General features: G+C 62.3%; 9 protein-coding genes and 1 pseudogene. 3 read left to right on the forward strand and 7 right to left on the reverse strand.

Features of this window, described 5'->3' with window-relative positions:
* Positions 1-616, reverse strand: a pseudogene (locus SPHV1_RS18375) (hypothetical protein); the annotation flags it as partial.
* Positions 617-877: 261 nt separating this feature from the next.
* On the opposite strand from SPHV1_RS18375, the gene SPHV1_RS18380 reads away from it, so the two are divergent.
* A complete protein-coding gene (locus SPHV1_RS18380) occupies positions 878-2,527 on the forward strand; it encodes a winged helix-turn-helix domain-containing protein (RefSeq protein ID WP_197277746.1) in 1,650 nt (549 codons plus the stop codon).
* Here the strand turns inward: SPHV1_RS18380 and SPHV1_RS18385 are convergent.
* Positions 2,446-4,482, reverse strand: coding sequence for a TonB-dependent receptor (locus SPHV1_RS18385; RefSeq protein WP_054947488.1), 2,037 nt, complete (start codon positions 4,480-4,482; stop codon positions 2,446-2,448). The two genes, SPHV1_RS18380 and SPHV1_RS18385, sit on opposite strands and share 82 nt — an antisense overlap.
* A gap of 341 nt (positions 4,483-4,823) precedes the next feature.
* Between SPHV1_RS18385 and SPHV1_RS18390 the strand changes: the two genes are divergently transcribed.
* Positions 4,824-5,687 carry a hypothetical protein gene (locus SPHV1_RS18390; RefSeq protein ID WP_231634736.1) on the forward strand — a complete coding sequence of 288 codons (864 nt, stop codon included), beginning with the start codon at positions 4,824-4,826 and terminating at the stop codon, positions 5,685-5,687.
* A 100-nt stretch (positions 5,688-5,787) separates the two neighbouring features.
* The gene (locus tag SPHV1_RS18395; RefSeq protein WP_054947490.1) at positions 5,788-6,021 is read left to right on the forward strand and encodes a hypothetical protein; all 234 of its coding nucleotides are present in this window, start codon (positions 5,788-5,790) and stop codon (positions 6,019-6,021) included.
* Between the two features lie 149 nt (positions 6,022-6,170).
* Here SPHV1_RS18395 and SPHV1_RS18400 read toward each other — a convergent pair whose 3' ends face one another.
* From SPHV1_RS18400 to SPHV1_RS18425, 5 genes are all read right to left on the reverse strand, one after another.
* Positions 6,171-6,680 (reverse strand): SgcJ/EcaC family oxidoreductase, encoded by a 510-nt coding sequence (locus tag SPHV1_RS18400; RefSeq protein ID WP_082431060.1) that lies wholly within the window; start codon positions 6,678-6,680, stop codon positions 6,171-6,173.
* A 207-nt stretch (positions 6,681-6,887) separates the two neighbouring features.
* On the reverse strand, positions 6,888-8,003 hold the full coding sequence (locus SPHV1_RS18405; protein WP_054947492.1) for a Fic family protein: 1,116 nt from the start codon (positions 8,001-8,003) through the stop codon (positions 6,888-6,890).
* 420 nt (positions 8,004-8,423) lie between these two features.
* Positions 8,424-9,857, reverse strand: coding sequence for a DUF6880 family protein (locus SPHV1_RS18410; RefSeq protein ID WP_054947493.1), 1,434 nt, complete (start codon positions 9,855-9,857; stop codon positions 8,424-8,426).
* A 196-nt stretch (positions 9,858-10,053) separates the two neighbouring features.
* Complete coding sequence (locus SPHV1_RS18415; protein WP_054947494.1) at positions 10,054-10,251, reverse strand: hypothetical protein; 198 nt, start codon at positions 10,249-10,251, stop codon at positions 10,054-10,056.
* Between the two features lie 462 nt (positions 10,252-10,713).
* On the reverse strand, positions 10,714-12,180 hold the full coding sequence (locus SPHV1_RS18425) for a glycosyltransferase family 39 protein (protein WP_156367388.1): 1,467 nt from the start codon (positions 12,178-12,180) through the stop codon (positions 10,714-10,716).
* Between the last annotated feature and the right edge of the window lie 180 nt (positions 12,181-12,360).

A 12,360-nucleotide genomic window follows, 5' to 3' on the forward strand; every position in this document is an offset into this window, starting at 1 on the left:
CGCCCCCCCCCCCGCCATAACTGGCGGTTCCGCTCAGCGGCATGTCCAAGGGACTGGTAGGAATACCATAAGCGAACACACCCTCGCGTCGGACGATACGGCCTTCGCCATCTTCCGCTTCGTCGTACCAGGATCCAAGACTGGTATAGGTCCATGGCGAAAAGCCGCTGCCTGGCACTTGCAGGGATACTCGCACACTTTGCGAGCCTCCCCCGGACGGCTCGATGCTGTTCCACGTCGACGTGGCGACCTGGCCGCCTGTGCCGTCGTAGCTCAGTGTGTTCAGCGCGCCCGCTTCGAAGCCCGGAAGCGCGATCAGGTAAGTCTCGTCCGCGGCGTTGTAGCTGATTTCAACTTGCTGGCCCTGCGAGGCCGGCTGCGTCTCGACCGCGTCTTCCGGCCTGAACTCGTGGCCCAACCCCAAGACGCTGAAGGGTTCGCTGCTGATGAGGCCGATATGCTCGGGCATGATGACCGGCGCCGGAGGGGGTGTTGGCGTGGGCGCAGGAGACGGCGTGGGCGTGGAAGAGACGCCGCCGCTGCCCCCGCCACATCCGGCAAGCGCAGCGCATGCGGTCGAGAGTGCCAAGGCGAATGCAAGCGGTACCTGTCTCATTCTTCCGCTCTCCACTTTCGGTGGCCACCGCTGCGCCAGCCCGCCCCATTCTTCCCGCACGCGTCGATGCCCAAGTCCTCGCCCGAACGTCTGGCGAAACCGGCAACCGGCGCATGTGCGTCGTGGTCGATCGGTTGGCAAAATGCCGCGGCCTCATGCGTCATGGGTAATTCCTGCCGCTTCCCTGAAATGCCCCCAAGGTGCTATCAAGTCAGGCCGAAGTGAATGACGGGGGCAGGATATTTGGCCGATGGTTTGCCGATGAACGAACCAATCGCGGCCGAGCCGAGGCCGCCGGGTTCCATGCAGCTAGCCCATCGCGAGGATTTTCGTCTGGGCCGCGCCCTCGTGCGCCCTTCCTTGCGTACCGTGGAGGGGCCGCTTGCCACTCTCACCGCAGAACCGCGCGTCATGCAGGTGCTCATGGCGCTGGCCGATGTGGGAGGCGCGGTTCTCAGCCGGGCGGATCTGCTTGAGGTCTGCTGGGCCGGAAGAATTGTCGGCGACGATGCCGTCAATCGCGTCATCGGCGAACTGCGGCGCATTGCTCGTGAGACCGGCGCCGGGTTCGTGGTCGAGACAATTCCCCGCATCGGCTTTCGCCTTGTCGGCGAGATCGAAAACATCCCGGTGCAGCCAGCGGTGGAAGCATCGCCTGGCGATGTTGAAGCCAGGCCGGGACTGGACCGGCGCACATGGCTAGCCGGTGGGTTGACGGTCCTTGCCGCGGCAGGCGGATCAACATGGTGGATGGCCAAAGGCAGCGGCAACCGGTCCGCCGCCCAGCAGATCGCCGAAGGACGCCGCATCCTGCGCGAACTCTGGCCCGATCAGGATGAGCGCGGCGTCGAAGTGCTGCGCGAGGCCGTCAAGATCGAGCCCGGCAATGCCAGGGCCTGGGGCCTGCTTGCCATGGCCTGGCGCAATGTCGCCGAAGGAGCCCCGCCCGACAGGGTTTCCGCTGCCGTCACCGGGTGCGAAGAGGCGGCACGGCGCGCATTGGCGCTCGATGCGAATGAAGGCAATGCCCTCGCCGCGCTCGCCACCCTGCGCCCTTACCTTGGCGACTGGGAAGCGGCCGAAGACCGGATGCGCCGCGTACTGGAAGTCGCCCCGGACAATCCCAATGTGCTGCTCCATCTCGTCACATTGCTGCAATCTGTCGGGCATGCGCGGGCTTCGTGGGATCTGAACGAACGCGCGATCGCGAAAGAACCGCTCTCTCCCCCGCACCAGTTCCGCAAGGCTCTCAAGTACTGGATATTCGGAGACATCGCCCAAGCCGACCTGACCATCGATCGCGCCATGCAGCTCTGGCCGAAGTACCCGGCGATCTGGAGCGCGCGCCTCTACATCTTTGCATTTACCGGACGAACGCAGGCCGCGCTCACCCTGCTCAAGGACCGGAGCCTGCGCCCGGCCATGTTCACGAGCCAACTCGAAGAGCGCTGGCAGGTCGCGCTCACCGCACTCGAAGCGCCCACCGCAGGCAACTTGGCGCAAGTGCGCCGCGCCCTGGCGGATGAAGCCAGGCCCGGTTTCGCGGTTCAGGCCGTCATGTTTCTGTCGGCCCTGGGTGACCTTGATGCGGCCTTTGCCGTGGCGCAGGGTTTCCTCTTGCGCAAGGGACCTCTCGTCGGCTCCATCTGGCCCGCGCAGAACCAGATGATCTCACCGGACGATCGCTGGCGGCGCACGATGAACCTGTTCACCCCGGCCACGATGGCGATGCGCGCCGACCCCCGCTTTATCCCGTTGTGCGAGGGCATCGGGCTGACCCGCTACTGGCAGGCGCGCGGCGCCGGTCCCGATGCCTTTCTCATGCCGGATCAGAAGCTGAGCTCCATGCCCAGCCCCAGTTCGCGCGGGTCGCCTGCGGTCGCCAGCCCGGAGAGGACCGAAAACCTGTAGGTGAGATGGAATTCATCGAACAGGTTGCGCGCATAGCCGAAGACCGTAAGCCGCCCGAGGGTCCACGCGGCCTTGGCATCGAAAGTCGTGGAGCCGGAAACGCGCCGGTCCGGCGTTTCGATATCGTCACTGAAGTAGCCGCTGCTATGCCGAACCTGCGCCGTCAGCCGAAGCGGGGTTACCGGCTGCCAGGCAAGGGCCGCAGAGGCACTGAGATGCGGCGACCTCTGGAACTCCTTGCCGAGCATCGGGTCCGATTGCACCTGCGTCCGGGTAATCCGCGTGCCCAGCAGGCCGATAACCGCGCGCAGGCTGAAGCGCGTGGATGGCTGCCAGTCCGCTTCCAGCTCAAGCCCCCGCGTCCACGCGCGCGGGGCATTGCTCACCTGCACTGCGGTCGTGAGCTGGCCGTTGGCGGCAAAGAACTCGATCGTCTGGGTCCTTTGGGCATCGATCATGTCATAGGCAAAGCCATTGACGGAGATCGACAACCGACCGTCGTCCAGTTTCGTCCGGACGAAGGCTTCATAGTCCCACAGGTACTCCGCTTCGAAGAACTCCGCCCGCCCGCTCTGCGTATTCAGCGACACGCCTCCCGGATTGTAAGCGCGCTGTACCTGAAGGCCGAGATGCAGCCCCGGCGCCGCCTCCCACGCGAGCGAGACCTTGGGCAGCCACGCCCTGAAGGTGCGGTCATAATCGAGTTGCAGCGTGCGCAGACCCCCGCGCAAGTCGCCGATCCGCACCTGGCTGTCGGTCTGATAGCGCAGCCCTGCGGTAAGCGAGAGGGTGCCGGTCAGGGGCAGTAGCGCTTCACCGAACACTCCAGTGCTTTTCTGCAGGTCGGAGAACGTGCCGATGCCCAGCAGCAGGGCCGATATGTCGATGGCCTGGTCGAGCGTCACCCGGGTATGATGGAGCCCTGCACTCAGGCGCGCGCCCGATTGCGAATGCCAGGCCACGATCGGCTCTACCGAGATATCCTGCGTCGCGATGCGGGCACGGCCGAGACCCGGCGGTGCGTAGCGGCGTACATCGGCATCGCCGTAGCTCAGCGTGGCGCTGACATCGAATGCATTCCCCGGTGCGTAAGTGAAGCGCCCGGTCAGGAAATCGGTGTTGATCGCGAAGATCCCGTAACCCGCATCGGGATTGCGGCGGGCCCGGAACGGCTCCTCGACGCCTTCGATCTGGGGCATCTGCGAGCGGCCATGCGCGTAAGTGACGAGCAATCGGGAACCGGGCAGCGCTGCGGGCCGAAACAGCAGTTTGGCGCGCACCATATCGGAATCGTCCCGTTCAGGATCGATCCCTGCCGCCGGGCTCGAGATCCGACTGGCCGTGCGGCTGCGGCGCAGATCGGCAGACAGGCGCAAGGCAAGCTGGTCCGCTACGAGCGGTACGGAAACCGCTGCCGAAGCCTGCCGCGTCATGGCCTCTCCGGCAAGCAGCCGGGCCTTGCCGTCCCACTCGAATTGCGGGTCCTGCGTTTCGACGAAGATCGCCCCGCCAATGGAATTGCGACCCTGCGTGGTGGTCTGGGGGCTGCGGAATATCTCCACCCGTTCGACATCCCAGAGTGGGGTCAGGCCGAATGCCAGCTCGTAGTAGGATGCCGCACGGCCATCGACCTGGATCGTGGCGCGCGGCCTCGACCCGCTCAGGAAAGCAGCCAGGTCGCGCACGACCCCGGTCGAATCCTGGCCCCGAATGACCGGTCCTTCGCCGCCGGAGCCCAGCTGGACGTTCACTGCCTGCTGCAGGAGTTGCTCGATGCGATCGGGGGCTGCCTTGTCAGCGATCGTGCGGTGGGTTTCGACCGCAACGCTGGAAGCGGTTTGCTGCAGGCTCCGGGCGATGCGTTCGCCCGTGACGATGATTTCATCGACAGAGGCCGGGGCCGATGGAGGCACCCCATCTGCAAGAGCCGAAGCGAGAAGCAGTGCATCCAGCATGATCGACCGAGCCAGCCCCCTTGCTCACGCGCTTATACCCCTTTGCGCGCTGGCTTACCGTAGTACAATTCCGCTTGGGGAGACACCGGATATGGCCGGTTCGCTTCGAACGCCCCAGCCCACGCCTCTTACATCGGAGGGCTTGGGCCCAAAGCGGAACCAGCGCGAGAATATCGGCAAACCATCGGGTCGCCATCATTCCCTTTCGGCCCAAGACGCGATCATCTTCATTCGGTTCAAACGAGAGGTTGATCATGCAACACGATCGGACAAAGCGCGCCATCTGGGCCCTTCCGCTTATAGGCTTGATCTCCGCCTGCGGGGGAGTTGGCAGTGGCGGCGTGGCAAGCGCCCTCTCCCCGACTGGCACCCCTTCGCCGGGCCCGGCATTCGATACGTCCGGACCGGCCGGTTTCTACCCATTGGACAGCGACGCCGCCCTCGTTTCCGTGGCCGCAGGAATAAGGCAAACCGGTGAAGGTTCGATGCAGACGCAAACCGTTGAGACCTACGGCTCCGACGAAATGAAGATCGACTATGATCCTGCGACACAGGACTACACGATTGCTATCCCTGGCCAGATTGCCGGTCGCACCGTCGAGAACACGACAGACGCCACTCCAAGCCCCGGGTTTCGCTACTTCGACGTGATCGATCCGCAAGGAGCCCGGGTAGGTTGGGTATCAGTCGAAAAGAAGGTAAGGATAAACTTGACCTACACCGCCATCGGAGATTTTTCCTGGAGAGGCGCTTACTTGGAGTTCGTAACAGGAATTCCCACCCCGGAAGCCGAGATTCCCCTTGCCGGGTCTGCCCGGTATTCCGCGCAGGTGAGAGGCCAATCGACCGCGGCGACCAACATCAAGGGCACTCTCCAGCTCAATTTCGATTTCGCCTCTACCGGCCTGTCAGGCCAAATGGACCTCACGGCCAATGACGGGACCGGAGGATACCGGTCCATTGGGGCCTACCCGATCGCCGATGGCGTCCATCCGGTCGGCAGCACGACCTTCTCCGGCGACTTCACCGCCCCTGCTGGCCTGACCGGCCCCGCCACGTTCGAAGGCCGTTTCATGGGCCGCGACGCCGCAGAAGTCGGCGGCCGCTGGCAAGTTCCCATCGAAATCCCCTCCGGATCAGCTTTCCCGCCGGCCTTTCAGGGCATCTACGAGGCTGCCGGCGTCTTCGCAGGCGCCCGGCGCTGAGACTGAACGGTCTGAAGCGAGCAGGCAAGGTCGCAACTGAGCACCAGGCTTGCGCTCAGGCGCTTTCCCTGGCGATCAGCCTGAAGCCGACGTCGATGGGATGGTCGGGAAGCGCCGAACCCTCGCCGTAGCGGCGGATTTTGCAGCCACTGATCCGGTCGAGGTGTCAGGCGTCACGCTCGCCGAGCCTGCTGATCTCGCCCGGCAGCGGGCGGAAACGATCGCCGAAACAATGCGCTGCCTCATGCCCGGCGTTCGCGTAGAGACACGTTGGAAAACCGCAACGAGCCTGTGCGACGATCCCGACGCCGACACGATACCCGGTCAGGCCTAACGACGCGTGGGAATCCGCGCAGTGTTCTAGCGTGAGCAATTCGCGGCACGGGAACTGTCGCGGGTGCAATCTGAAAACGAACCGTTCGGACGCGCACCTCCATCCGGCGGAACTGGCCTTTCACAACCCAGTCGACGCCTCGCGGCCGATCAGTTCCCGCTCGCTGGCAGGTCGCTGTTAAAAATGTCCGCGGCGGCTTTCCACTCGCCACCGACCTTCTGCCATACGACCACATACTTGCCGGTGTCGGTCTGCGTGGTGCCCTCAGGCGCCATTGTCAGGCGATACGCCCCGCGATCGAGTGCCATGTCGCCCGAGGTTGACACGACAATCTGCTCCGGGATGATGGTCAGATCAAATCCAGGCGTCTGCATCATTGCAGCCCAAGTCTGCTGGATCGCGCTGCGTCCTTTGCCGATCGGTGAATTGGGTGGCATCACCGCGCCGTCCCCGGTGTAGAGCCCCGCAATGCTCGCGGCATCCTTGGCTTTCACGAGCTGACCCCATTGATCGATCTGCCCGCGGATGGCCCGCTCATCGACGCCAGTGTCCGCAGCGGCGCTATCGTTCAGCGCGGCACCACCACCTGCAGGCGTCTCACTTGCTTGGCACGCGGTCAGCAATGCTGGGAGAGAAAGAAGCAATATGGATTTGGTCATTACCCCCTCCTTTTTGCAGTCCTCCCCATAGCACCGACACCACCGTTCGCGCCAGCGCGCAGCTACGCGCCCAAGTCTGTCGTCCTGTGGCCGATCCGACTTGGCGGCGAGGACTCGGCCTTTCCGACGCTCGCCTTTCATGTTCGCATTCGCGCAAAGAACGGAAGATCGATCTGGAGCAAAAATTCGTCTTTGTGGTTCGCGGCCTCAAAAAGCGTTCCGCCCCTCGGCTATGTTTAGAAGTTCGGAGAACACCAGCGTCGCGGGAGCACGCCCGGAGGCTGCCACAAGCTCACGCAGAATTCCGTGGTCGCGAAAGTCCCGAACGAGCTTTCTCGCGGTAGCAGCAGGAATTTGCGCTGACTCGATGAAGTCCGGTGTCTTGAACAGCGGGCGCTGGAAGATCCAGTCAAGCGCGCGCACGGCGTATTGCGAATGCGTGATCTCGACGACGGCATCGCGCTTTTCCTGGTGGAGGGCCAGAATGGCCTGTGCCTTTTTCGTATTGGCGTCTGCTTGGGCGATGATACCGCGCAAGAAGAAAGCGACCCATCCGCTCCAGTCATCGTCCCGCGAAACGGCGAGCATCCGGTCATAGTACTCGCTACGGTTCGCTTCCAGATATTCCGAGAGATAGAAATTCGGTCGCGAAAGCAGTCCGTGATTGTAGAGAAACAGGGGAATGATGAGGCGGCCGATGCGCCCGTTGCCGTCTAGAAAAGGGTGGATCGCTTCGAACTCGGCGTGGACGATGGCCAACTGGACCAACCGGTCAGGCGCTTCGGCATGGATATACTCTTCCCATCCGGCCATAGCCGCATCGATACGGTCCGCGCCGGGGGGAACGAACCGCGCTTGCTGGATGGAGCATCCGTCTGCACCAATCCAGTTGGGAATACCCCGATAACGCCCGGGATCCTTGTTGCGACCTCGAACCCCGTTCATCAGCACCTGATGCGTGGCCTTGATGAGACGTTGCGACAGCGGCAGATTTTCCATGAGCCGCGTAGCCTCATGAAGGGCGGCCCGATAATTTAGGACCTCGCGGGCGTCGGCCTTCTTAGGGCTGCTTTCGTCGAAGAGGTGGCCCTGCGCTTCAAATTCGAGGACTTCGCCGAGTGTGACCTGGGTGCCTTCGATCTTGCTGGAAAGGACAGCTTCGCGCGAAGTAAGTGGCGACAGCAGGATATCCGGGTTGGGAATGCCGGCAAGCACGCCTTCGTAGCGAGCGACTGCCGCATTGGCAGGCCCCACCAGCGGGAACAAAGTGGCCAGATCAAGGGCCTGAGGAGGAAAGCGGCCTTCATGGTACAGGACGGGCACGTATAACTCTCCCGAACATATGAAGCCGGGGCAGCCTCATTCTTGATGATCGTCTGCCCCTCTCTAGCGCATTTGATGATCACGAAAAGGCAATTTGCTTACATCAAGGTGCTTTGATGACGAAAGTCGATCATCAAACCTGAAGCCGCCCGAGCAGGGATGCGCCGCCGTCGCTTGTGCGGCCGACCCTTTATCGCCCTTCAAGGGGCGGTTTTCGCGTTCCAGGTGCGGAAGGTCCGCTCCCGCATTTTTGAATCCAGTCTGTCCGATCCTGCTAAACCAATGGCTTATACCAAGGCGCTGATCTGCTGACGCATCACGCTTTGGATTTGCTCAAGCGCCGCACGAGCTTAACCAAGACCCGATGAGTCAAGCTCATCGCCTCTTGGTATTAGCAGCGCTTACGCAATCCCTCCTCGCTCAACTGCTCCAAAACCCACTTTTCCTTCCATGCTTCGCCTTGAGTGATCCCGCGTACGCCTCGTGGTCGGCATGGTCGCCGAACGCCTCGATCTTACCGGCAAGATAAGCGCAGGTCTGCAAGTGGCGGGCGGCGTGGGGGTAGCGCTTGGCGCGAGCCCTATCGAGCGCGAAGTCGATCATAGCGCGCAGCAGCAGCGTCGCTGCAAGCGGATGCTTGGGCTCGAGCACCTCAGCTGCTGGGGTGAGTAGCCAGTAGTGGTCTCCGTCGATTTCATTGGGCCGCGCAAGGATCAATTCGGCAGCGGCATCGAGTGCGGGCCACTCGACAAGGAATGCCAACGCCTGATGGAAACTGTGAAACGCGCGCGCATGGTCCAGCGCACGCTCCTCGGCTTCCATGTCGTCGAAGTCGGGCAGTTGCTTGATGTAGGCCTTCAGGTATTCGGCATTGAGCGTGCGCTCGAACACCTCCCACCGCTCGCGCTGTGCCGTTTCGGATCGTCCCGCAGCTTCGAGCGCATCAATCCGAACCTTCGGCCATTCGGGCCAGCGACCGCCGTCGCGCATCTCGGCAGGGGCCTGGTCAAGGGCGGCCAATGCCTCGTCTGCGCGTCCTGCATCGAGCAGCCTTCGCGCGATCTGCGCGGCAATCGCCGGGTTCGTCCGCTCGTCATCGGACTGCAGTGCGACGAACCCATCGACGTCACCCGAAGCATCGGCGATTTCAGCGAGCGTGCGCTTGACGAGACGCGCGTGATTGCGTGCCTTGTAGTCGTCTTCGTAGACCGGTCCTTGCAAACCGTAGCCGATGATACCGCGGGCCTCGCCCTTCGGCGCAACAGGTGGTCTTTTGGCCAGGTCCTCGAATTTCGCTTTTAGGATGGCAAGTCCGGACTGCCCGAGCGCCGGCGCCATCAGCGAAATCAGATCGTCGAACTGGCCATAGTCGTTAGCGCATGTGCCGGCCAAGACGCGCTCGGCCAATCGGTCGGCGCTGAAACCGGATGGCACGGCCACTTCGCCAAGGTTCGTCAGGACCTCATTGAGAACGCCGCTCACGATGCCATTGCTATCATCGCATCGCTCGTAGATCGACGGGGCCATTTCGAGCATGCGCCAGAGTAGGTCGAAGGCTTCGGACGGCGCGTCTGGCGCCACATGCGCCATGATGGCGGCCCGCTGGGTCTCGAGGTCCTGTCCCAGCGAACGGATCTTGCGCCAGTCGACGAAACCGCGCGCGCGGGCGATCGCGACTAGCCGCTTGCGCACTTCGGCGGCGACGTCTCCGCCGCCGCCCTGGCTTGCCAGTTCAAGGCGCAGGCGCCGCTTCATGGCGGCGTCACCCTGTGCGAGTTCGATCAACAGCGCCGCGAGTCTCTCGGCGCCGAGTGCGGCAAGGTTGGTGGTATTGAGTGTATTTGATCTGGCCATCCGCCGTCTTCGTCCGCTGGGCCGCGCGGGTCAACGGCGATTAAGACTTGGCATGGAGGGATGACTGGAACGGGCGCCTGGCAGCCTTTCCCACCGCAGACTCGTGGAGGCCCTTCTGCGCCCGACCCTTCCGAGATATTCAGCCACCAATTTTCGAACCTCAGGTCCGGACGTTCCGCATTTCCATTGTTGCCGCTCACGTTGGGCCATATGCAGCGGTACCCGTGTCACGCAACATGGCGGCGAAATTTTTCACGAAATGCCGCCATCCGATCACGACGCCCGACAGCGACAGGAGGATCCCAAGGGCCAACCGCAGCCACATCAGCGGATCGCGCAGGAGGCGATTGGCGAGCAGTAACGGCAGGGCGAAACCGTGCAGCGCGTTGAACAAACAGCCAGCGATAGCTGCGACCGCTTGCGTTCTGCTGAGCCAGCAGCGCGCCGCTGTGGGGGTCTAAGGTTGCACATGAATGCCACTATCGAGGACGTCGATTACCGGGCTGTGCGGGGCCTCGACCGGGCGATGTTCCTCAAGCTCACCACTTGCAACTGGATCCGATCCGAGCCGGGCATGACCTCCTGGTTACAGGGCCGACTGGCCTCGGCAAAAGCTGACTGGTCTGCGGCCTCGGCCAGAAGGCCTGCCGGGACGACTTCTCGGTCGCCTATCATCGAGCGCCCAGACTGTTCGCCTCTCTCGTACTCGCTCGGGGACTAGGACTCCATGATCGCCTGATGCGTTCGCTCGGCCGCGCCGAACTCCTGATCCTCGTTGGACGACTAGGGCCCCGAGAGTACCCACGAAGCAACGCCCAATTGGGTTGCGCAACAAGCGGGCAAGCCGTGGGCTGGCCTAGTGACAATCACCGAACACGCCAATAGCAGCCTCATCACCTCGTTCATGCAGAGTGATGACCCCAATGCGGTGGCAGTTTGCAGCAATGTACGACCACACGCGCTCAGTCGCATACCGGTTTACCGGTTCATTGCGTGGGCTAAGCGCCGTGATCACTACTCCCGGTCGTCCCGCCAGAATGCGATCGACCTCATGATCTGTCTCCAGATGGCTCACGTTGCGCTCGATCTCGGAATTGAGGTGCTGGGGGAAGACGAGTGGCGAAAGAAAGCGCTCGCCGGTTATCGCGTAAAGCCATGACGGCCCGTCGAAGACCAACATGCCTCTTCCCCGATCGTGCGCCTGAGCAAGTTGGGAGAGCTGTGCCATTTCCGTCCTGGCCTGCCGGCTCAAAGCGAAGTTCGTGGGGTCATACCATAAGGCATAGACCGCTATCAGAGCGGCAAAACCGATACGCCCTGCCCCTCCGCGAGCGAAAGCCAAACCGGCAGCAACGCTGAGCGGCACCAATAACGGAAGCGCATAATGCGCAAAAAAGGACAGCAGCACCAGCAACCCTACCGTTGCCGCCATGAGCCATCCCCCCAAAAAGACCAGCAGAGGCCGTTCGTTTCGAATGGCGACAAGCCCCCATAGAGCCAGCAAGACCACAGGGCCGATCCGCATTGCAAGGGCATAGCTTAGGAAGGACAACTGCTCAGGTGGTCTGACCTGCTTTGTCAGCGAAGACGTGACCATTGCATGCCACCATTCGTCACCATGGCCGATCGTCAGATAGGCTGCGCCGATGGCAAGCGTCGGAATGGCGCCCAACAGCATCCAGCGAAGGATCGGCCCGATCATGGCCCTGCGGTGGCCTTCGCGCCAGAGGCCAATGGCACACCACAGGCCCAGGAATGCACCTTCGAACATGGCAGTAGGTTTGATCGCGATAGCCAGACCGCAAAGCGCCATGGCAACATCGATGCGGGAGTACCCCCGGTTGGTGAGCGGCGCGATCCGCTCTCGCCAGACCAGCATGGCCGCCGTCGCTATGAACAGATTGTAAAAAACAGGAGCTTGCCCGCCGAAACCGTTAAATGGTCCCAGAAGGACGAGGTAAGCCAGTCCTCCCAACAGCGCGCCCTGAAGCTCCGCGCAATCCCGAAGCAACTGCCAGATAACCCACGCCGTTGCCGCTGCGAACAACGTTGCGCCCAACTGATAGGAAAGCACCGGGTCAGGAAAGAAGGCGAAAAGCCAGTAGAGAACGAAAAGGCCGAAGGGCTTGCGATCCCAGACATCGACATAGGGGAGCGCCCCGTCATGCATCCGTTGCCCAACAAGCAGATAGAACTGCTCATCCACGCCGAGATTGGGATTGCCGAAAGTCGAGCAGCGCAAAACCAGTGCGACTGCGGTAAATAACACTGCCATCCAGAAATGGCGCTTAACTGACAAGGCGCTGCGTGCCTCCAACGCCATAAAATACCTGATCCCTCTTCTGCCTTGTACTCATGGCAAATCCAGAATGGTGCATCGAAAAGCAAGGGTGAAGGGCGTAATCAAGACCTGACGGGGACCTAAAGTCAAAATTAACTAAATTTTGGGGTTCAAGAACATAGTATCGCACTGTAGCGGCAACCCGCAAAATTGGGGGCACGC

This window comes from Novosphingobium sp. KN65.2, assembly GCF_001368935.1.
GTDB classification, from domain to species: Bacteria; Pseudomonadota; Alphaproteobacteria; order Sphingomonadales; family Sphingomonadaceae; genus Novosphingobium; species Novosphingobium mathurense.

Excerpts from the sequence above, each read along its gene's own strand:
- SPHV1_RS18380 (WP_197277746.1), top strand. The coding sequence starts at position 878 with ATGAACGAACCAATCGCGGCCGAGCCGAGGCCGCCGGGTTCCATGCAG.
- SPHV1_RS18385 (WP_054947488.1), bottom strand. The coding sequence starts at position 4,482 with ATGCTGGATGCACTGCTTCTCGCTTCGGCTCTTGCAGATGGGGTGCCT.
- SPHV1_RS18395 (WP_054947490.1), top strand. The coding sequence starts at position 5,788 with ATGGTCGGGAAGCGCCGAACCCTCGCCGTAGCGGCGGATTTTGCAGCC.
- SPHV1_RS18400 (WP_082431060.1), bottom strand. The coding sequence starts at position 6,680 with ATGACCAAATCCATATTGCTTCTTTCTCTCCCAGCATTGCTGACCGCG.
- SPHV1_RS18410 (WP_054947493.1), bottom strand. The coding sequence starts at position 9,857 with ATGGCCAGATCAAATACACTCAATACCACCAACCTTGCCGCACTCGGC.
- SPHV1_RS18425 (WP_156367388.1), bottom strand. The coding sequence starts at position 12,180 with ATGGCGTTGGAGGCACGCAGCGCCTTGTCAGTTAAGCGCCATTTCTGG.